This window comes from Janthinobacterium sp. BJB301 (genome assembly GCF_002735685.1).
Lineage (GTDB): Bacteria > Pseudomonadota > Gammaproteobacteria > Burkholderiales > Burkholderiaceae_D > Janthinobacterium > Janthinobacterium lividum.
The window spans coordinates 1,007,715-1,028,883 of sequence record NZ_PDZJ01000002.1 but is presented as its reverse complement, the minus strand read 5'-3'; the positions used below and the strand labels follow the sequence as shown (position 1 = coordinate 1,028,883).

Genomic DNA, 21,169 nt, shown 5'->3' with positions numbered 1-21,169 from the left:
GGAGCCACGATTTCCGAAGGGGCAATCCAGCTTGAAAACTACTGCGCCTACTGACCGCCGCTTATCCATGGCGCAAAAGCCAGGACGCGGCGTATTTTTCTCGCTCATCACTGAGGAGGAGGGTGTAAATAACTTTCTTAAGAGGTCTCGGCTCGACTCCATTCAGAAAATCGTTTTTCTACCTTCCAAACTGGAGTTCCTAGCAATGTCTCCAACTCTGGTCTGCTCGTCAATAAATCGTCAAGCTTAGATTGGACTTCCGCAACCTTTGTCGGAGCAACTGCTTCCCACTTTCGCACGGCTGCTAGATAGAAGAACAATGCATCTTCTACACGAGTTAGATTATGCATGACTTGTCCCACCCAGAAACGAATAAATCCTTGATTTAAGAAGTCTGTGCCGTTGCTCTCAAATAGCTGAGCGACTTTTTTATAGGCTAGTAAGGCGTCGTTCATACTGCCCATCAAAAACAAGCATCTTCCGATGTTTCCATAATACACGCCGTCGCGCTGCGATTCGATATTCTCTCGAAGGCATTCCTCGAGATTTTCTCCGTAAAGGAAGTATTCCAGTGCTTCATCTGGGCGCCCAGAGTCCCGCCGAGCAAGTGCTAAGGTATGCGCGCAGTCGTAGGGAGTATTTACATCTGCTTCCTTCTTTAGCCCAACACCCAGTTCTGCCCAATGGATCGCGTCTTCAAAATTCTGTACGAACCAATTTACATATGAACGGATTTCACATAAATTGATGTAGTGAAGTCCTCGTCCCGATATCGATGACTCATATTTATTAATCCATTTTTCGGTACTTGTTTGTCCGTCAAGTGCTACCATAACGTGCATAGATTCGGCAACAAAAGAGTCGAACTTTGTGTATGTGAAGATTGCGTACGACCAATCGATTTCCTGCATTATTCTCTTGCTTAGACGCAAGAAATCCTCGTGAAGGCCTCGCGCTTCAAGTTGAGTATGCACACGATTTAGTGTCTCAATTGCAACGGGGAAATCCTGTTGATTTACATGAAGCTCAATTTTATGCAACCAAATATCCAAGACTTCAAATGGTATATCGACACCAGTCAGCTTACTAAATCGATCCAAACGGCTCTGAATGAAAGAAAGAGCTTCCCCAATGAAGGACTGTCGATCTTTTTTTGGGAATTCGCGTCGGACGAACGAGCGTACTAATGGATGCAAGTCAATTAGATCATTGCCGTTCTCCTGCTGCTTATGAACTATCAAATTCATTTTATCAAGGTTAGTGAAACCTTTCTGTAGCTGATTCCAGCGCATACCAGCCAACCCATCTAAGTCTTGTAGCTTTTCCGGGCGCTCCAGTTCAGCTAGCACTCGCAATAACTGCTGGCCTTTTCCCGAAAGAGCTTTCCAAGTAGACCTCATTGTGTTCTCAGGTAAGTTGCCTTTTCCTGATCGTATCTCTCCTAGGAGTAAGCTAGGCAATTTACTCGTGGCATTGCACTGCGCGGCTATAAAGCTTATCCATAACGGATGGCCATGAGTGAGGCTCATCAGTTCGGCCAATTCCTCATCAGTAAGTAATCTGCAGCTACGCCTCTCGAACAGTGCTTTACTTGCGGCGTCATTCAGGCCGGTGAGCTGAATCTCCTGAAATTTAACGTCCTCAAAATAAATTCGTGGCCGAGAAGTAAACAGGACTTTCCCCAATGGGGCAACAGCGATCAGGTTTTCGATCAGGATTGCAAGCTGGTCTAACGGGCTTCCTGTTTCAAGATCTACATATTGATCAATATTGTCGAATACAATTATCGAATTGACTTTTGCAACTCGTGCCGCGAAATGTGAGGACAGGGCCGAAAAAGACATGCTGGTGAGCGTCTCTAAGGCACCGCCGCCGATCCTTACGAGCGCGCCGGCGACCGCCTGGTGGATAGTACTCGACTGTTCTCGACAGTCGCGCCAGTCCATGATGACATCAGTGCCCGCAGCAGACCTATAAAGGTTCATGAAGGTACTAGCTAGAGCTGACTTCCCCTGCCCCCCCATGCCACTAATTGAGATCAACTGAGCAGTGGAATTCGTCAACGCGCGAATCTCTTCCTCCCTACCAAACCAAAGGTCATTTTTCGGGAATGCATCTACGACTTGCTGGACATAAGCATCTGCGATCGTCGCTAACGCCTCTTGCTCTTCTGTAAGAAGTGTAGGTAATATGGTACTGGCACCGACATTTGGTTCGTCGTCAAGTTCGCTTCGTGCGCTGAGTCTTTGCGCAAGGATGGGCAAGAAATTGTGACAGTCAATACCCTGATAAAGGTTGACTCGGGCTCTCAAAATACCTGGCTTCAGCTGTTCAAGTAGTTTAGCGTTCTTCACTTCAATATCTTGTGAGGAACTGGAGTAGAAGGTCCATATAATTTCTGGATACGCTGTGTCGTCTGCTACTGCAGACGACAGCGACTGGGTGATTACGTCGTCCCATCCGCCATACGCTAGTACCACCACCAATGAATTCTTGATGAGATTCGAAAGTGAATTTTGCAGTTGAGTTCGTGGGCTTGCTAGTTGCAGTGGTGTATGAAGCGTGTCCGAACCTCTCCAGAATCCATGCAGGTGTACTATGTTGGTACCAGATGATGTTGTTTGAGCAATATTGCCATCGCCATGTGTCATCGAGGTGTAAAAACCTCCACCGCACTTGTGTATCGCGATTTCAATCAACGGATCAAAATTGGTGGTAAGTATAACGTTGCCGAACACGTCTTGATACCGAGTGCAAATTTCCCCTAGAGCTTTGACGCCGTTTGGAAGAGCCCAACCCTCGACATCCTTCTCAAGTCTCTCCAGTGCGGCATCCCCATCTGATTCCGCCCCAGCAACAATTGATCTGCGAGCCTTGAGTACAGCGCGCCGGATTAGTTGATTAGCTTCGGTTTGGCCTCGTCGCCCAATCAAAAACTCAAATGCACTTTGGTAAGGATGCTGAGTGTCTGACGCTAGCAGGTGATCGAGTTTTAACGAGGCATTTTTGTCATTAGCGAACTCCGCGCGCACCGAGTTGACGATGTCTTCGACCCCACTAACTCCTGACGATGTTCCATGCGGGGCAGTCAATGGGCTCCCGAGTACGAATACAATTTTTTTTTGTTTCACTTGTTGCGCGTGCAACAAACGATCCAGCAAGTCGTCCTGATCGAAGAACTTATACATGAGTTGAAGTTGTCATTAGAAACTCTGATCATAATCGATTTTCTCATGACAATCATTTATTAAAACAGTGGTCGCAGTTGTACACCTGCAAGTCGCTCGAAAGGCATAAGTAGCATGTTGCTAGCTCAAGGAATCTTGGCAAGTATTCGTATTTGCTCCCCCTCTGTCAAAATAGTTGTCACGTCTAGCATTTGCAGTTCTAATCATCCCTAGGGCGATGGCCCCAGCTCACTGATCGTTTCTCTTCGAAAATCCGCTTTGGGGCCAGGCTGTGTGAAAACGCAGAAAAATTCTGGTCCTTCAAAAATTATTCTCTCAAAACGCGCGCTACACCGTTTTCTCGGTGTTGGGAATGGTAATCCTACCCACGAATAATTTTCGATTTGGAGTTTTCACACAGCCTGGGGCGTAACCTGCCGACGGCGACCACCGGCTAGAAGCAGTCATTCACGTCGATGTGACAATGTGTGACTTTTCTCGCTTGGTAATTCGTTATGCTCACGAGCCGCTGCCGACCAAGATCGTACGCTCTCCCACGGTTGTAATCGTGTAGCTAAATAAAAAGTTGCGCCTGCTATCAGGCGGACATAAGTATATTGAGGGGGCGCCCGTCACGCTTAACCTATTTCGCGGACCTTCATGGAAAAGAAAACAAATGACCAGATTATTCTTGAACAAATCATCAAGGAGCGCTGGGAAGAAAGCCAAGATGGGTCGTCCATTTCAGAATATTTTGAGATTTACGCAGCCACCGAACTGCTTAAAAACCAAGATCTTTCCTACGACGATATCGAGTATGGGATCGTGGGTAATGGCGGCGACGGCGGAATTGACTCTATCTACACCTTCATCAACGGCGAGCTTCTTAAAGAGGACACGCCCATCAACGCGACGCAAAAGAAAAACACGATTGAGCTCGTGATCATTCAGTCGAAAACCTCGCCGACCTTCAAGGAGGACGCGGTCGTCAAATTTCGCGAGTCCGCCGAGGATTTGTTCAACTTGGCAAACGCTACTGACGACTTCGCGGCGCGCTACAATAAAGACATCCGCGAAAAGGTTGAGTTGTTTCGAAAGGCCTATGGTTTGCTCGCCAAGACTTTTCCTAAACTGATCATCCGATACTTTTATGTCACACAAGGGGTTTCGACACATCCCAATGTCGAGGGTAAAGTGGATAAGCTGCGCGACGTGATTTCGTCGATGTTCAGCAACTCAGAGTTTTCATTCGAGTTTGTAGGCGCCTCTCGTCTGCTAGAGTTGACCCGGGATATCCCGACAACCTCGCGTGCTCTTGAAGTGGCCGAGTCGCCAATCGGGACCGCTGGTGGTAGCTATATTTGCCTGGTCGATTTGAAGAGTTACTACAAGTTTATCTCCGACGCCGGATCTCTTGCCCGCAGCCTGTTCGAGTCGAACGTGCGAGACTATCAAGGAAGCGTCATCGTCAACACAGGTATTCGCCAAACCTTACAAAACGCCCATTCCGAGGATTTCTGGTATCTCAACAACGGCGTCACCATTATTACCCCAAAGGCCGTGCTGGCTGGCAAACAGCTCACAATTGAAGATCCTCAGATCGTCAATGGCCTGCAAACGTCCCACGAAATCTACCAGCATTTCTCGGAGTCGAGTGAAGATGTGGCAGACAAGCGTACCGTCTTGGTCCGTATTATCTGCGAGAAAGATGAGCCCGCACGGGACCGGATTATTCGCGCTACAAACAGCCAAACGGCGATCCCACCAGCTTCGCTTCGCAGCTCGGATGAAATTCACCGCAACATCGAGGATTTCCTAAAGTCGAACGGTTTTTACTATGACCGCAAGAAGAACTATTACAAGAACAAGGGCATGTCGATCTCACAGATCATAAGCATCCCATATATGGCGCAAGCGATGATGGCAATGATTCTGCAAAAGCCTGATCAAGCGCGCGCGCGGCCGTCGACCCTTCTGAACTCCGATGCCGAATATAAGCGGATTTTCAGCCTTGACATGCCGATTGATGTTTATCTCAAGGTCATTCAAGTCATGCGGACCGTTGAACGCAACATGAAAGATCTGGAAATTGATCGGAAGACCAGTGCTAACATCAAATATTACGTTGCGATGGTGTATGCGATTGCCATCACGGGAACCAAATCCGATATCGCGGCCAAATTGAATGGTATGGCGCAACTTATTATCAACACCGATGAGCTTACGGAGGTCACGTTGAAAGTGAAGGCGATGTTCGAGGATGCCGGCGGTACCGATCAAGTAGCCAAAGCATCGGCCTTCGCTGAGACACTGTTAGCGGCGCCAATGTCTGAAATTCAGGCCATCTCCTAGTTCATGCCGATTGGATGGAATCGGCCATTTCATGTATTTTTGGTAAACTACTTGGTAGTCTTGGAGGATAAGTGGAGCCTTTCTGGCCGGAGTTGCTCCGACTCAGCATGTGAACGGCAAGGAGGAATCGACATCGGTTCAACTTTAAACTCGTTCCTGCAGATGCCTGATGCGGGCTAACGTCTGACTGGCCGCTTCGCGGCCCGGCTGTGTAAAAACGCTAGATTCGCGTGTTTTAAGGGGGCGCTTTGCCATTACCGACCTCAAGAAAACGTCGTGGTGAGCGTTTTGATAGGTCGAGTGTCGCCGGCCTGTGGTCCAATTTACGTTTTTACACAGGCTAGGCCGGAAGCGGGCTTTCGCATCGCTTACTCTTCGATATCATTAGATGTCTGGATATGAGAATAGGTGTCCCGTTTGACGTGTCATTGGATGTCCGGCTTGACGTGAGAATCGCTGTCCATGTTGATGAGAATACCAAAGCGCTTCATCCACTGATAGCCGCCGTCGAGTAGGCGAATAAAATGGGCGATACGAATACCTCCCATCCTTAACCCTCCAACTTCGCACGCAGCGCCCCATAGTGCAAGCCTGTCAGCCCGACCAACCGCATTTCTAGCCGTCGATGCCGCTTGCGCCAGCAGTACGGCTTGCGGTCAGGTATGACACTACTGGAAGCGCCGCCCATCTTGGCCATCAGCTTGAAGCGCGCCAGTCGTGCCCGCTCGGTCGCCGACGGCGCCAATGTCGACCTGTAATGCAGTCGATGGCAGTGCCGGCAGGCCAGTTCACCTTCGCGCAGGTAAAGCGTTTGAAAATTTCCCTCATGCGCGCGAGGGCACTTCAGGAGGGGCCTCAACCGGCCATTCAAGCACGGTACCGCGTAGATCTCAGCACTGACGATCACGCCGCTAAACATCAATGTGACTTGCTTTGCTTCCAGCGTAACTAGCCCTGTAGTACCTTGCCACGCCAGGCTCAACAAATTGCGGCCGGTTTTCTTTGCTTCAGCCAGCAGCACAGCTATATTGATACCCAACGCATCTTCGATGACCGGGACCCGGCCAAAATTGGTTTTTTTCATTTTGCGCACCTAAATAAAAACAAAACTGACGATTGCATGTGCAAGTGTGGCCCACAGGGTACTCATGTACCTAAGACGGCACCCGGCCGCATCGGAGAGCAGTACAGTGCGAAAGCGACGGAACGAACCTCCCCTTTAGGGAGGGCATTCAAGCATTAAAAAAAATGATATAAATCAGTGACTTAGGAATGCAATGTCAAAATATTTGTCTAGCATTCGTGCATTTAAAAGTTGGTCAATAAAATCAATGGCTTACGCTAATACGGCAGTGCTTTGCGCATTACGTGGCATTACATCATTGCGCATTTCGACCGTTTCTTGAGGACGGGCCGGCGCGTACTGCGCACCGTTGGTGATTCGCTTTTCTGTTATATGGCCATCCTGTATCAAGCGCTTCGCTGATTCCTCAAACCAGGCAGCAGTCTTGTTGTGGAATTGCTTGGGCAGTTCGTAGCGACGTTGGTGCAGGCCATTTTTTGATTTAATCGATACTGCGAAGCCATTTCCTTCAGAATGCGCTTTCAAAATTTCGGCGCACAGTTCTTGGCCCAGGAAGGAATGTTCTTCCCCTATCGCTCGCAGGTACTGCATCGTCATATCAACCAATAATCCAGACTCGGTGCGCACATAGATTGAACGGTCGCGACGAGCCGGGCCATTTGCTTTCACTACCAGTCCATAGGCTACCTTGCTTTCAGCGAATGGGATATCCAGCGCTTCGCATACCTTCTTGCCGTCTGGATGTGGAAACAAGCAATAAGCCGCCCTGACGGCACCTACAATGGCTCCAGAGCCACGGATCGCATCCATCGCTGATTGTGCACTGAGCATCCCTTTCTGACCTTCAGCAAGTCCCTTGGTAAGGTGGTGGAGCGCAATCACTGAAGCCCCGGTTTTGTTTGCCAGTTCCGTCAATTCGTTCATCATCGCCTGGGCGACTTCGGCAGCATTCAGGTCACCGCAGCTCAATGCTTGCAAGGTATCTACGATCACCAACCGTACGTCATCCAGCTCTTCGATCTGGTTTTTCAGTGTCGACCAATGCTTCGTGGGGACAAGTCCTGAGCGGGGATCTCCCTGTAAAAAAGAGAAATGGCCTGTATCGGGAAGACTGACTACATGCAGACGTTCTGGCATAAAGTTGGTGAGTGCTTCTATACGCCTGTGTAGCTCTTCATAATCATCTTCTGCACTGACAATCACAACCCTGCCGTGAGATTTCACGCGGCCACCGAAGCAGAATGCCGGATTCAAGGCAGATGCTGCCGAGGCGACGGCCAGCGCCAGATTCAATGACATGAATGATTTTCCCACACCCGGTGGAGAGGCCAAGATGATGGCTTTTCCTTGTGGGAAAATTCCTTCGACTAACCAAGTCATAGGCTTGGGTTTGCCGATGAATAAGCGATTCGCTGTGCACTCGCGCAGTGAAAAGGTGCTTTTACCGATTGTTGCCTTAGGTTCTTTGGTAATCGGCATTGTGTTGAGATTCTGCAATAATTTTGTAATATCGATGCCTGTGACACGTTCAAGTCGCGCGCGGTTAGCCAATGTCGCGAGTGTGATCCCGCCATCGTTAGTGAAACTATTCCATGCGGCGCGCACAGCGTAGGCGTCATATTTTTCCGGGCTGCCCTGACTCCACTCATCTGCAAGGTCCAGCATTTGCAACGAGGTACTACGGCTATGCAGCGCCATCAAAATTTCCAGCCATTCGGCGCGACTACAATTTGCTGATATGGCGCTCAAGTCATATCGAATAGATAGCACTTCCGCGCGGCTCAGGTCCCATCGGTCAGCCTGGATATTGTTTTTGGGAACTTGCAAGTTGGCCGCTTGTTTTTGTCCGCTTTTTCCGTACTTTTCAACGATCCAATCCGGCAGCAAAGCGATGGGATGATCTTCAAACAGATCGCTGGATGCTTCTGTCACATAAGACTTGCCGCTGCGATGCATTGATCCAGGGCCGACCACATAGCCCCCCAGTCCTTTGATGTCGATGCCATCATGCCCCAGCTTTTGAGCGAATCTGAGGCCCAGTGGCGCCATGAAGTAAAGGTGCCGGCCGCCGCCTCCAGTATGGACTTCAACGGTATCTGGAAGCGCGCCATGCGCAGTGATCAAGGCATCAAAATAATCGTCAGCTCCTTCCTTGTAGGAGTCAATGTCGATGACCAGCAACCCCTTTCCCGAGGCGCCGATCTCAAGCCCTGTCGCGATGGCAAAGTTCAGATGTGGCGCGTTCTTAAACATGTGATCTACGGCATGGGCGGTAGCTGCTGCGTTCGTGTTCCACCCTTTATGGCAGGGATGTTTTCCAGTCATGCTGGCATTGCAATCTGGACTTTTGCAAGCGCAGACACCATTGCTGATCCCCCATAACGGGAAGACCGACAGGCCGCGCGTTACGCATTTATGGGCGGCTTCCAGGACAGACAGCTCGCAACTAATGGCGATCATTTGGCTACCGTCACTTTCTTGATACGGCGAAGGTATGAATGTTCAAACCAACCATCGGACGAAAATCCGTCGAGGTGGAAATGCGCAGCATCGCCTTGCAGTTCAAATAACCTGGTGAGGTCGCCGTTGTCATCGGCGAAGGCCTGGATGACCGGATGATCGAGGGGCATGCAAATATGGAAGGCCATTTGGCGCCTGGCAAGCCACAAATCAAAATTGACCCATCCATCGTCGATGTGAATGAATTCAATGAAAAGGGTGCGAACAGCGCGCCGTGGCTTGTTATTAGTGCAGATCATTGCGCACCGCCTGCGCATTGGTTGATGAATGCTTCGACATCCTCGCTACGCCAGGCTGTGATGCATGTGCCCATCTTGAACGGCTTGGGAAACTTTCCATCGCGTACCCAGCGCCAGATGGTTGCTGGGCTTACGGGCAGGAGGCCTGGTTTGTTTTGTGTGGTCGCGATGTCTGCGATCCTGATGATACGTGCTGCCATCTATTCCTCCGGTATAACGCCACATGACGTAACCGGAGTATTTCAAAATTGATGCGAAAAAACACCGACAAACGGTGTCACGGTTTGAATTTGCCTACTTGACGCTCCAAGTCCCGTTGGCTACGACGGTGTGATTTTGCAAGTATCAACAAGGCCTCTTTGGTAGTTTTTGCCTTTTTCCGGATAGATTTATAGTTTTCGCAAATCAGGAAGCGCTCTAAACTTACAACGGTTTCCACCCAGAATCCTGTCTCGACAAAATTCTCTAATGCAGCCACTACCGCGACAGCAGCTTGTTCCGCCGAAATGATAATCTGATCCTCGCGGTGTTCTTCCGGGTTCAGACAGTGCCCATCTGGGATGCTGTGCAAGGCCTGAGCGTAAGTGTCCACAAGCATCTTGGCAGCATCTTGGGCTTCTGAAGAGGCTCTCCGACCAATTGCGATTTTACGTGTTGTGTCTACTTTTACAGTTGGCGGGAACCAGCCAGTGCTGGCAAAACACACGATGGCGCTCACTAACTCAAGCACAGCGGGAATGTCCGATGTGTTTGAGCCGAGCGTTGCCAGCATGTCTTTCGCCCTAGCGCGCGCTGCTTCAGATGCCTTTCGGCCAGTTGGTTTTTTGTGTGCCATGTTCAGCAGTAAATTTATTTGTGTGAGTGCTGCGGTGTTGAGATAGCCGGGTTCTTTCCTTCACGCAAAGCGTCCAGGTAGTCCGCCCAACGTTGCATCATCAATAAGCGTGCTGGCAGGTGCGCTGTGCGATTATAGGCGCGTCCGTTAGGGTCTTTGACGGCATGAGCGAGCTGATGCTCAATCAATTCCGGGCGCTCTCCCAATACCTCATCGAGTATGGTACGGGCCATTGCGCGGAAGCCATGCGCGGTCATTACTTCTTTTGCATAGCCCATGCTACGCAGGGCGGCATTGATCGTGTTTTCACTCATACAACGCTCGCCAGTGCGGATGCTGGGGAACACATATTTTCCCTGCCCCGTCATTGCTTGCATCGCCCGCAGGATTTCTACTGATTGAGTAGCCAAGGGTACGATGTGATCATTTTTCATCTTCATCTTTTGGCCGGGAATACGCCATTCAGCGGCGTCCAAATCCAGTTCTGCCCATTCCATCGCCCGGATCTCCCCTGGGCGTTGAAAAACCAATGGCGAAAGACGCAGAGCCGCAACCGAATAGGGGTGCCCTCTGTACCCATGGATAGAGCGCATGAGGTTTGCCACCTGCTTTGGTTCTGTAATGGCAGCGTAGTTGGTCGTTACCGCCGTCGCCAGTGCTCCCCTCAAGTCGGCGGTCACATCCCGCTCTGCCAAGCCACTGGCTACTGCGTAGCGAAACACCTGGCCACATACCTGTTTGACGCGATGCGCCGACTCAACTGCACCGCGTGTTTCCATTTTCTGAACAGTGACAAGGACATCGCGTGGCTTGATTGTGGAAATCGGCATCGTGCCAATATGAGGGAAGACATCTTTTTCCAGCCAGCCGGTCACCTTGATCTGGGTGGTGGTGGCGCGTTCGGCGGATGTCTTTACGAGCCATTCACGCGCAACCAGCTCGAACGTATGGCTGGCTGCAATCGTCCTGGCATCGCGCTCTTCGCGTTTGGCCAGCGAGGGATCGATGCCATCGGCCAGCTTTTCGCGGACATCGGCACGGCGTTGGCGTGCTTTTGCCAGCGTGGTGGCAGGGTAGACACCCAGCGCCATGGTTTTGCGCTTGCCGAGATAGCGGTAATCTATCCGCCAGTATTTGCCTGAGGCCAATACCAGCAGATACATGCCTTCGCCATCGGTATATTTATCGCCGGTGGGTTTTACGAGTTTCACTTGCTTTACGAACGTGTCGGTCAATGCCATGGTCATCCTGACGGTATACATAATTTCGTTATTCCCATATACCGTCAAAAATGACGGTATATCCGTGCGATGGGATGATGTTGGCTGAGACAGTGCCAGACAACAAAAAACCCGCCAAGCTTGGAAGCATGCGGGTTTTGATGTTTGGTGATGCGGTGTGATACATGATTGTGGTGCCGGGAGCCGGAATCGAACCGGCACGCTGTTTCCAGCGCGGGATTTTGAGTCCCGTGCGTCTACCTATTCCGCCATCCCGGCAACGCGAGACGCATTATCACTGATTTATCGCGATACGGCAAGTTTTTCGCTTGGCATACGGTTTAGCCCATTAATCGGATGCTGGCTTTGCATGAAAAACGCCGTCCGGGGCGCGGGCCCGGGACGGCGTTGTCGGACGGCGGCTGGGCCGGTATCAGTTATGCACGGAGTTCAGCTGGCGCGCGATGATGTCGTGGTTCAGCCAGACGACGGGGGCTTGTGGCTCCGACATGGCGTGGAACATCAGCGGGCCCGTGCCTTCCAGTACCAGCGAGCTCAGGTGGTCTGTGATCAGTTCCTTGCGGTCCTTGTGCAGCTTGGTGATGTCGTCCGAGGTGCCGATCATGACGTCGGCCAGCTCTGGCGTGTTGTCCATCGGCCAGGCGGCGAAGTTGCGGAACTGCACGCTGGTGGCGTCGCCATTGTAGGCGGCGATACGGTCGAGCAAGTCTTGCAGCGAGACGCCGTCTTCCAGCAAGCCCTGGCAGATTTTCCACTGCTCTTCGGCCCAGGCTGCGCCGCCTTCTTTTTTCAGCGCGTCGAGCAGGGGGAACAGGGACAGTTCCACGCCGACGAAAATGTCGGACGAGTTCGTACGGATTTCCGGGCAGTTGAAGACGGTGGCCTTGATGCCTTTTTCCCACGCGGCCTTGGCCACGTTTTCCAGGCGCATCTTGGCCAGGCCCTGGGTGTAGTTGCTGTAGGTTTGCCACTGGTACTTGCCGTCGATCAAGATCTCCGTGCCGTGGTAGCCGTAGGCGCTGTAGCGCACCTGGCCGCCCGTTTGCTCGATGCGGGCGCGGATGGCGGCGCTGCCGTCGATCAGGTGCTGCAGGGTGTTGGCCGTGACTTCGTCGAAGTTCATCAGGATCAGCTTGCCCAGGTCGCTGTCGAGCAGGGCGCGCGAGGACATGAAGCGCTCGCCGCGGCCTTTGTAGATGCGGTTGGCAATCGCCAGGAAGACTTTGACTTTCGGAATGCCGCCAGCCATGGTGTGGGCGAAATATACATTGCTGCCGTCAGGAATCAGGCTGTCCAGCTCGGCCATGGCTTTCGCCACGGAAGCGCTGAAGCGGGCGATGCCGGCTTCGCGGCAGCGTTCGATCTGCGCCCAGTCCAGCTTGTCTTCTTGCCAGCTTTTCAGGGTCATGTCGGCCAGCATTGCTGTCGGGGTCGGCTCGCCGGCTGGCGCGTCGAGGTCGAAACCGGCCATCAGCGGCACATTGATGATGCGGCCGCCCAGATTGGCTTCGGCTTCCGCCAGCTCTTCCGCGTTCAGCGGACGCAGCGCCATGTTTTCATCGCGGCGGCCGACCGTCATGCCGACGATATTCATGCCCGCCTTGCGCGCTTCGTCCAGCAAGCCATTTACATAGCCGCGGCCGAACAGCTCGCCGAACAGCACAAAGGTGTCGCCTTTGCGGAAGATATTTTTTTGCGGGATGTCTCTTAAGGACGTGATCTCGGTCATGGTGTCAATTCATTCAAAAATTAGCCGGCGGACGATGGGCAGTCCGGCGTACTGGTTCAACATAGTGATAAATTATGCGCCCTTTCAGTGGCGACAATCTTCTTGCGAACGATTCTCGTCTGGAGCGGCATCTTCTTCTTGGGTACAGCTCTTATTCTTTCGCCATGGCGTATTTTACGCTGCCGCGGCGCACAGCGCCTGCAAACAGGGGCAGATAAGCCCGGCAGGCGCCGATATTACCTCAGCTTGGTCATGCCGGTCAGTAAAATTGATTTAAAACAAATCCTGCTGGCCCGATACAAGGCGCGAAAAATCGTCGCCCAGGAACGGCAGGATCGCGTCGGCCACCGGCTGCAGCTGGCGCGTCAGGTAATGGTGGTAGTCGATGGGCGAGCGCTGCGTTTCCAGCGGTTCCGGGCCGGCCACCGTGATGACATAGCTGATCCAGCCGCCGTTCTGGTATTGCAGCGGCCGGCCCTGCGCCAGGTTGTAGGCGTCGGCCGTGCGTGCCGCGCGCACATGGGGCGGCACGTTGCGCTGGTAGTCGTCGAGCGGGCGGCGCAGGCGCTTGCGGTAGACCAATAGAGCGTCGAATTCGCCGCGCACGGTGCGCGCCACGTAGTCGCGCACATAGTCCTGGTAGGCGGCGCGCTGGAAGATACGCAGGTACAGGGCTTGCTGGAATTGCTGCGCCAGCGGCGTCCAGTCGCTGCGCACGGTTTCCAGGCCCTTGTAGACCATCTGTTCGCTGCCGTCGGGCTTGCCCACCAGGCCCGCATAGCGCTTCTTGCTGCCTTCTTCCGAGCCCCTGATGGTGGGCATCAGGAAGCGCCGGTAATGCGTCTCGAATTCCAGTTCCAGCGCATTCTCCAGGCCGAACTCTTCGCGCAAGTGGGCATCCCACCACGCATTCACATGCGCCACCAGGGCGCGGCCGATCTTGCCCGCTTCTTCATCCGTATGCGCCGTTTTCAGCCACACGAAGGTGGAATCCGTGTCGCCGTAGATGACCTGGTAACCCTGTTCCGTGATCAGCTCGCGCGTGCGGTGCATGATGTCGTGGCCGCGCAAGGTGATCGAGGAGGCCAGGCGCGGGTCGAAAAAGCGGCAGCCGCTCGAGCCCAGCACGCCATAGAACGCGTTCATGATGATCTTTAACGCTTGCGACAGGGGCGCGTTGCGCTCGCGCTTGGCCGTCTCGCGCCCTTGCCACACCTGTTGCACGATGGCGGGCAGGCAATGTTTGACCCTTGAAAACTGCGCGCCACGGTAGCCGGGCACGGTATCGGCCTCGTCGCCGCTGGTGCCCACCACCAGGCCCACGGGGTCGATCAGGAAAGTGCGGATGATGGACGGGTACAGGCTTTTATAGTCGAGCACCAGCACGGAGTCGTACAGCCCCGATTGGGAATCCATGACGAAGCCGCCCGGACTGTTGTCGCCGGACACGTCGCCCAGGTTGGGCGCCACGTAACCTTGCCGGTGCATCAGCGGCAAGTACAGGTGTTCGAACGCGGCCACGGAGCCGCCGCTGCGGTCGGCCGCCAGGCCCGTCACGCTGGCCCGTTCCAGCAGGAAGGTCAGCAGCTCGGTTTTCGCAAAGATGCGCGTGACCAGCTCGCAATCCTTGAGGTTGTAGCGGGCCAGCGCCGGCTTGTCTTCGCGGAAACGCCGGTCGATCTCGGCCATGCGCTGGTAGGGATTGTCGATGGACTTGCCTTCGCCCAAGAGCGTCTGCGCCACGTTTTCCAGGCTGAACGAGGAAAAATTCCACGTCGCCGACTTCAGGGCTTCGATGCCGTCGATGATCAAACGGCCCGCCGCGGCCGCAAAATAGTGCTCTTGCTTGCCGCCATGTTCGCGCCATTCCATCACGGCGCCGCCGCGTCCCAGTTTCAGGGGCACCTGGTAGCGCTCGGCGTGCTGGCGCAGCACGCGCAAATCGAACTGCACCAGGTTCCAGCCGATGATGGCGTCCGGATCGTGGCGCTCCATCCATGTGTTCAGACGCTCGAGTATCTGTGCGCGGCTGTCGCAGTATTCGAGGTCGAAGTCCACGGCGTCATCGCCGCCGTTTGGCGGCCCCAGCATGTACACCTGGCGCTGGCCGCAGCCTTCCAGTGCCAGCGAATACAGCTCTCCATGGGCCGTCGTCTCGATATCGAGCGATACCAGTTTTAATGCGGGGCGGTAGCCGGGCGCCGGTTTCAGCTGTACTTCCTGCAGTGTTTCTCCGCTGAATGTCACCGGCGCCGTAATAAAACGCTCCATCAGATAGCGCTCGGGCGGGCGGATATCGGCTTCGTAGACGTCGATGCCGTGCGCGCGCAGCTGCTTTTCCAGCTTCAGCAAATGCCGGTATTGCTTGCAGTACAGCCCCAGCACGGGACGATGGTGGAAATCGCACAGCGACAGGGGACGCAGTTCCGCATGGCGCTCGCCACGCAACAGCTGTTGCGCCTGTTCCTGCTGCTCCATGGGAAGGAAGGCGACGGCCGTCTGCACGGGCAGGCGCACGTGGCGGGGCCCGGCATCTGTTGCCAGCCAGAAATCGACTTCCGTGCCGGCGCTGGTATCGCGCCAGTGGCGGGTCAGGATGAAGCCCTGTTCGGGCGGGTGCTGCGTGTTGCCTGTCATGGTGCCGTGAGTGTCGGATGTGCTGGCCTGCACATTACAGCAAGCTGACGCAGGGCGGGGGCGGTTGCGGCTATAATTTTCTGCATCGAAGACGATAACAAGAGCGCGCCGCGCCCCACACCCTGGAGACAGTATGCAAGCAATCAGTTATGTACACGGCGCCCACGAGACGCCGTTGATCGGCGAAACGATAGGCGCCTACCTGGACGGCATCGCCGCCCGCCATGGCCAGCAGGATGCCCTGATCGTGGCGCACCAGAACGTGCGCTGGACGTATCTGGAATTCCAGCAGCGCGTGCACCGCCTGGCCGCCGGCTTGCTGAAGCTGGGCTTGCAGCCGGGCGACCGGGTCGGCATCTGGTCGCAGAATTGCGCCGAATGGGTGCTGACCCAGTTTGCCACGGCTAAAGCCGGCTTGATCATGGTCAACATCAACCCCGCCTACCGGCGTTCGGAACTCGAATACGTGCTCGACAAGGTGCAATGCAGCGCGCTGATCCTGTCGCCCAGCTTCAAGTCCAGCGACTATCTGGCCATCGTGCAAGACGTGGTGCCGGAAATCGCCCGTTCGCGCGCCGGCGCCCTGCAGTCGCCGCGCCTGCCGCAATTGCGCCACGTGATCCGCCTGGGCACGGCCGCGACACCCGGAATGCACAATTTCGACGCCTTGATGGAGGGCATTGCCGACGCCGACCTGGCGCACCTGGAAGAAGTGAGCGCTACCTTGCAGTTTGACGACGCCGTGAACATTCAGTTCACGTCCGGCACCACGGGCGCGCCGAAGGGCGCCACCCTGACGCACCACAATATCCTCAACAACGGCTTTTTCATCGGCGAAGCCATGCGCCTCACGCAACAGGACCGCTTGTGCATTCCCGTGCCCCTGTACCACTGCTTCGGCATGGTGCTGGGCAACCTGGCTTGCGTCACGCATGGCGCGACCATGGTGTTTCCCGGCGAAGGGTTCGATCCGAAAGCCGTGCTGGAAACCGTGCAGGCCGAGCGCTGCACGGGGCTGCATGGCGTGCCGACCATGTTCATCGCCATCCTCGACCATCCTGATTTCAAGCAATACGATCTGTCGAATTTGCGCACCGGCATCATGGCCGGCTCGCCGTGCCCGATGGAAGTCATGACGCGGGTCATCGAGCTGATGCACATGGCGGAGATCACGATTGCGTATGGCATGACGGAAACATCGCCCGTCAGTTTCCAGACTGCCATCGAGGACCCGCGCGAAATGCGCGTGTCGTCCATCGGCAGGGTTCACCCGCACCTGGAAGTGAAAATCATCGATGCGGAAGGGCGTATCGTGCCACGTGGCGAAAAGGGCGAATTGCTCACGCGCGGCTATTCCGTGATGCAGGGCTACTGGGGCGACCCTGAAAAAACCAGTGAGGCCATCGATGCGGCGCGCTGGATGCACACGGGCGACCTGGCCGTGATCGACGACAACGGCTTTTGCAGCATCGTCGGCCGCTCGAAGGACATGGTCATCCGTGGCGGCGAAAACATCTATCCGCGCGAAGTCGAAGAATTCCTGTACCGCCACCCGAGCGTGCTCGACGTGCAATGCGTGGGCGTGCCGGACGCCAAGTATGGCGAAGAGTTGTGCGCCTGCATCATCCTGCGTCCGGGCACGCAGGCTACCAGCGACGATATCCGTGCCTTTTGCGATGGGCAGATCGCCTATTACAAGATTCCCCGCTACGTGCGCTTCGTCGAGGAATTCCCCATGACGGTGACGGGCAAGATCCAGAAATACCTGTTGCGCAAGCAGGTGGCGACGGATCTGGGGCTGAGCGCGGACTAAGTCTTTCGCCAGCCCATAAAAAAACACCGGGACGCTCGCGCGGCCCGGTGTTTTTTATTGATTCAGCGTAAAGCTCAGGCCATCGCGGCTTGTGGTGCGCGCGCTGGCGTGCGGCGGCGTACAAAGGCGAGCAAGCCCAGGCCGGCCAGCAGCATGGCGTAGGTGCCTGGTTCCGGCACGGCCGACACGCTGACCGTGTTGAAGCCGGAGCCGTTCATCGACACGTGGCCGTAATTGATCGAGCTGACCGAATTGGCGACCAGGGTGCCGTTCATGCTGCCCGAACCGGAAAACGCGCTGTTCGGTGCCAGGATGCTGCCGTTGATGCCGACGTTGTTCAGGCTGGTGGTAGTGGCATTGGCGAAGTTCAGCAGCGTGCGGTCGGCGAAGCTGCCGAAATTGTCGAAGCCGCCGCTCAAGGTAATGTTGGTGGCCGTGCCGTTGATGATGATGCTGGCCGTGCTTTTCAGCGAGGACAGGTCCAGGGTCAGGTTATGCAGGTTCGACGCATCGATGTTGAAAATATTCACGTCGGCGTTGATGTCGCCCACCAGCTTGAAGCCATTGTTTTGCGAAAGCACGGTGCCGTTCGATTGCAGCTTGGCCACGTCGCCCGACAGGGTCGTCAGTTGTTGCTTGGTACCCGCGAAGTCCAGGGTGGAAGCGTTGCCTTTGCTGATGCTGCCGGTTGGGAACCATTGTGGCGCTGTCAAGGTGGCGTTGGGATTGCTGACGCCATACACGGCGGAACCACCGATGGTGCCCCAGCCCGTGTTCAGGTTGCCGCCAGCAACGATCGCGTTGGCCGCGCTGCCTGGCTTTTTGTTCGTGCCGACGTTGTAGTTGTCCAGATAGATATTGCCGCCGGCGGCGATGCTGCCACCGACGCTGGTGAAGCCGCTGGCGCCGCTGCTGCCGATGTTGCCGAAGATGAAGGCCGAGTAGCCATTGGCGACGCCGAGGTCAATCACGGTTGCCTGGGCCGAAGCGCTGAAAGAGAAGGCGAACAGGGCGGCGCTGATGAGCGGCAAGGTACGGGCAGTAAATAATTTCATGGACAATCTCATAGTGAATTGGGGGACGAATAGGGCGGGAAAGCAAGACACCGCCATCGCGCAGGCCATCATTATAATCTAAAAAACAATTCTAGTTCAATTTAGGTAATTAACTATATTTAAAAGCAACACTTTTCCTGTCGATAGTGATTGTTTTGCGGACATAAAAAAACCGCGCCTGGCCCGGTTTTTTGCTGCTTACCTGACGCGCTGGTACAGGCGGAAACGTTCCACGTCATCCGTGGGACGGCGCCCCTCCCACAGCTTGATCCAGTCCGCGCCATGGTGCTCGGGCAGTTGTTCCTTGCTGTCAGGCACCTTGATGCTGTCTTGCAACAGGAACACATCGCATTGCTGCTGCCCCACGCTGGCAAACGGCAGGTGGCCGAAGTAGGCGAACGAGGCGCGCTGTGCGGCGCCGACGTTGCTGTTGATGCACTTGCTGCCTGGCGGCAGATGGACGGAAATCTGGTGCGCCACGCTGGCGTAGCTCTTGCTGTAGTTCAACGGCGGCAGGAACAAGGTCATGATCAGCACCCAGATCAGGATCAGGCCACCGGACGACAGGACCACGGCGCGCCACAGCACGGCCGGCTGGCGCGAGATGCGCCAGTGCACCAGCGCCACCCAGCCCGCGCTGGCGCAGGCGGCCACGAAAAAGGCCAGCAAGTCGAGTTCGGGCTTGAAGCCTGGCATGAGTTTCAGGGCATTATGCGACAGTTTCGGCGGCCAGCCCGTCAGGATGGCGAACCAGAACAGCCACAGCGCAAGGGCGCAAATGGTCAGCACCATCACGGAGAACCAGTCGATGGCGTTGATGGCGCCCCGTTTCATGGTCAGCAAGCCGAACGCGGCCATCACGGCCAGCGGCGGCAGCAGCGGCAGCAGCTGGCTCGGGTCGGGATCGGGGTGGCACAGGCCCAGGATGGCCAGCATGGCGACAAAGGTCAGCGGCACGACGATGTGCAGCACGTGGTGCTGGCGGCGCCAGGCATACACGGCCCAGGCGGCGAACGGCCATGCTGGCCAGAAGAACCAGATGCCGACACGCAAGAAATACTGCAGGCTTTTCAGGCTCGGGGCGCTGAACTGGCGGCAATTCCATTCCATCCACGCGTGCAGCGGCGAGTGGCCATACGGTTGCAGCCATTCGCCCGGCAGCAGCCAGACGAGGGTCAGCGCGGCTCCGATCAGGATGGCCAGCGCCAGGTGGCGCACGCTGCGCAGCAGCGGCAGGCGCAGGAAGACGGTGCACAGCAGCAGGGCAATGCTCAGCGCTGCCGGCGTGATCCAGCCGCGCGCGAGGGTCAGGCCGCCCATCGCCAGGCCCAGCAGGGCCGCATTGCGCACGGATGGGCCTTCCATGTAGCGCACGGCGCGGTACAGCAAATAGGCCATCAGGGACACGTACAGCGCTTCGGCCGTGATGTCGTGACTGTGCTGCAGCAGTCCCAGGCAGCCCAGGTAGATGAGCACGGCCGCATCGGCCAGGGTGCGGCCGAAATCGTCCGGCTCGGGCTGGCCGCCGAAGGCCAGGCGCAGCGGCTGGGCATCGTTGCGGCGGCCCAGGTTGAAGGCGGTGTACCAGACGGACAGGGTGCTGACGACGAAGATGCCGATGGTCGACATGCGCGCGCCAAAGACGTCGCCGTCGATCCAGCCGAACAGCTTGATGAAGATGGCGCCCAGCCAGAAGGCCAGCGGGCCTTCGTCGGGCAGCGACAGGCCTGCCACGTTGGGCCACAGCCAGTCGTTCAGGCCGCCATGCGCCATGGTCCACATGATGCCGAAACTGGCGGCGTCATCGTTCTTCCACGGTTCGCGGCCGATCAGGCCAGGCAGGATGTACAGCAGGCCGAGCGCAAACAAGGCCCATCGTGGCAGCGCGAGTGTGGCAGCGGCGGGAAGGCGGACTGGCTTCATCGATAGTCGGTATCAGAAAAAAATGGCAAGACGCGACGAATGGCGTCGGGTATGCGCGAGTATAAAGTAAAGCGGCCAAAGACAAAAAAGGCAGCCGTGGCTGCCTTTTTCTTGGTAGCCGAAGCTGCCCTTTTTTGCCGCGGAGCGGCAAAAATTAGCCTGCTGCGACTGCGGTTTTCGAACCAACCGAACCGAACTTCTGACGGAACTTCTCGACGCGACCAGCGGTATCGACGATTTTGTGCTTGCCCGTGAAGAATGGGTGCGATTCAGCCGAAACCTCGATCTTCACCAGTGGGTATTCTTTACCGTCGTGGGTGATTTTTTCGCGGGTTTGGATGGTCGAGCGGGTAACGAATTTGAAATCGCACGACAGATCGTGGAAAACAACTTCGCGGTATTCTGGATGGGTATCGACTTTCATGGTCTTCTCTCTAGTTTGGTAGCCAAACAGCACTTCGTCGGTCGTCCAGCTTCTTGACCCGATTGCCGATCACTTGCCAGGGTTTAAAATAATGCAACCGTCGATTATATAGCGCTTTCCGGCGGACGGCAATAAAAAAGCCGCTCGATG

14 protein-coding genes and 1 tRNA gene are annotated in these 21,169 nt (G+C 55.3%); 2 read left to right on the top strand and 13 right to left on the bottom strand.

What is annotated here, in order from left to right; all coding sequences use genetic code 11:
- Positions 1–137: 137 nt before the first annotated feature.
- Positions 138–3,188, bottom strand: coding sequence for an SIR2 family protein (locus CSQ91_RS17900; protein WP_099389113.1), 3,051 nt, complete (start codon positions 3,186–3,188; stop codon positions 138–140).
- A 639-nt stretch (positions 3,189–3,827) separates the two neighbouring features.
- Here CSQ91_RS17900 and CSQ91_RS17895 point away from each other — a divergent pair.
- Positions 3,828–5,519, top strand: coding sequence for an AIPR family protein (locus tag CSQ91_RS17895; protein ID WP_099389112.1), 1,692 nt, complete (start codon positions 3,828–3,830; stop codon positions 5,517–5,519).
- A 550-nt stretch (positions 5,520–6,069) separates the two neighbouring features.
- Here the strand turns inward: CSQ91_RS17895 and CSQ91_RS17890 are convergent.
- From CSQ91_RS17890 to CSQ91_RS17850, 9 genes are all read right to left on the bottom strand, one after another.
- Positions 6,070–6,603 carry a hypothetical protein gene (locus CSQ91_RS17890; RefSeq protein ID WP_099389111.1) on the bottom strand — a complete coding sequence of 178 codons (534 nt, stop codon included), beginning with the start codon at positions 6,601–6,603 and terminating at the stop codon, positions 6,070–6,072.
- Between the two features lie 252 nt (positions 6,604–6,855).
- A complete protein-coding gene (locus CSQ91_RS17885) occupies positions 6,856–9,063 on the bottom strand; it encodes an AAA family ATPase (protein WP_099389110.1) in 2,208 nt (735 codons plus the stop codon).
- Positions 9,060–9,362 (bottom strand): hypothetical protein, encoded by a 303-nt coding sequence (locus CSQ91_RS17880; protein WP_099389109.1) that lies wholly within the window; start codon positions 9,360–9,362, stop codon positions 9,060–9,062. Before CSQ91_RS17880 ends, CSQ91_RS17885 begins: the two co-directional genes overlap by 4 nt.
- Positions 9,359–9,562, bottom strand: coding sequence for a helix-turn-helix transcriptional regulator (locus tag CSQ91_RS17875; protein ID WP_099389108.1), 204 nt, complete (start codon positions 9,560–9,562; stop codon positions 9,359–9,361). The genes CSQ91_RS17880 and CSQ91_RS17875 overlap by 4 nt, the downstream gene beginning before the upstream one ends.
- Positions 9,563–9,639: 77 nt before the next feature.
- Positions 9,640–10,134, bottom strand: a complete 495-nt coding sequence (locus CSQ91_RS28715) for a hypothetical protein (protein WP_143451049.1) — start codon at positions 10,132–10,134, stop codon at positions 9,640–9,642.
- A gap of 77 nt (positions 10,135–10,211) precedes the next feature.
- Positions 10,212–11,438, bottom strand: coding sequence for a tyrosine-type recombinase/integrase (locus CSQ91_RS17865; RefSeq protein ID WP_099389313.1), 1,227 nt, complete (start codon positions 11,436–11,438; stop codon positions 10,212–10,214).
- Between the two features lie 171 nt (positions 11,439–11,609).
- Positions 11,610–11,696 (bottom strand) — tRNA-Leu (locus CSQ91_RS17860).
- Positions 11,697–11,850: 154 nt separating this feature from the next.
- On the bottom strand, positions 11,851–13,167 hold the full coding sequence (locus CSQ91_RS17855; protein ID WP_099389106.1) for an enoyl ACP reductase FabMG family protein: 1,317 nt from the start codon (positions 13,165–13,167) through the stop codon (positions 11,851–11,853).
- A 273-nt stretch (positions 13,168–13,440) separates the two neighbouring features.
- On the bottom strand, positions 13,441–15,804 hold the full coding sequence (locus CSQ91_RS17850; protein WP_099389105.1) for a DNA polymerase II: 2,364 nt from the start codon (positions 15,802–15,804) through the stop codon (positions 13,441–13,443).
- 133 nt (positions 15,805–15,937) lie between these two features.
- Between CSQ91_RS17850 and CSQ91_RS17845 the strand changes: the two genes are divergently transcribed.
- Complete coding sequence (locus CSQ91_RS17845) at positions 15,938–17,617, top strand: AMP-binding protein (protein WP_099389104.1); 1,680 nt, start codon at positions 15,938–15,940, stop codon at positions 17,615–17,617.
- 74 nt (positions 17,618–17,691) lie between these two features.
- On the opposite strand, the gene CSQ91_RS17840 is transcribed toward CSQ91_RS17845, so the two are convergent.
- The 3 genes from CSQ91_RS17840 to CSQ91_RS17830 form a co-directional block, all read right to left on the bottom strand.
- Positions 17,692–18,672, bottom strand: a complete 981-nt coding sequence (locus CSQ91_RS17840; RefSeq protein ID WP_070281654.1) for a choice-of-anchor A family protein — start codon at positions 18,670–18,672, stop codon at positions 17,692–17,694.
- A 198-nt stretch (positions 18,673–18,870) separates the two neighbouring features.
- A complete protein-coding gene (locus CSQ91_RS17835; protein ID WP_034780504.1) occupies positions 18,871–20,595 on the bottom strand; it encodes an ArnT family glycosyltransferase in 1,725 nt (574 codons plus the stop codon).
- A 154-nt stretch (positions 20,596–20,749) separates the two neighbouring features.
- Complete coding sequence (locus tag CSQ91_RS17830; protein ID WP_034746247.1) at positions 20,750–21,019, bottom strand: type B 50S ribosomal protein L31; 270 nt, start codon at positions 21,017–21,019, stop codon at positions 20,750–20,752.
- Positions 21,020–21,169 lie beyond the last annotated feature (150 nt).